General features: G+C 82.7%; 1 pseudogene. It reads right to left on the bottom strand.

The features are described from left to right. Window positions 1–328 (bottom strand): annotated as a pseudogene (locus BEK98_RS51590) (SUKH-4 family immunity protein); the annotation flags it as partial. Window positions 329–813 lie beyond the last annotated feature (485 nt).

Below are 813 nucleotides of genomic sequence, written 5' to 3'. Positions count from 1 at the left end.
GCTGCTGCGGATAGCCGTACGCCGGAGGCTGCCCCGGCAGGGGCCCGCCCGGCGGCGGCATCGCACCCGGAGGCATCGGCTGCGGGGCGCCGGGGACACCGGGCGGCATCGGCTGCGGGGCGCCCGGGCCGGCGGGCGGCATACCGGGAGCGCCCAGTGCGCCTGGCGGCATACCGGGGGCGCCCGGCGCGCCGGGCATGCCCGGGGCGGGCGGCGGCGGGGGCGCGCCCGGGCCGCCCACGGGAGGCGCGGCCAGCACGGTCTCCGCGTGGTGCACGGCGCCGCGAGCACCGCCGGGAGCACCGGGGGCGCCAGGCGCGGCGGGCATGCCGGGCATGCCCGGGGCGCCTGGGGGCTGGGGTGCGCCGGGGCCGGGAGGCATACCCGGGGCGCCCGGAGGCTGAGGTGCGCCAGGGGCTCCTGCGGGGTGGGGGGCGCCGGGGGCGGGAGGCAGGCCGCCGGGAGCGGGAGGCATGCCCGGGGCGCCTGCCGCACCCGGAATGCCCGGGGCGCCAGGAGGCTGAGGTGCGCCCGGAGGCTGTGGCGCGCCCCCTCCCCGCTGGTTCGGGTCGGCCAGCATCGTGGCCGCGTGGTGCACGTTGCCCGGAGGCGTGCCACCGGGAGCACCCGGCGCACCGGGCGGGTTGGGGGCGCCCGGCGCGTTCGGGGCAGCGCCCGGCGGCGGCACCGCATCCACGCCCACCGGCCCACCCGGAACGCCCGGAACGCCCTGCCCCTCAGGCCCCTCGGGCCCGAGCGCGGACACAAGCTGCGTCGGCACATACCCACCCGCAGGCGCACCCGGTGCACCCG

It is taken from the genome of Streptomyces diastatochromogenes (assembly GCF_002242805.1).
GTDB lineage: Bacteria > Actinomycetota > Actinomycetes > Streptomycetales > Streptomycetaceae > Streptomyces > Streptomyces diastatochromogenes.
This window is presented reverse-complemented; position numbering and strand designations above follow the sequence as displayed.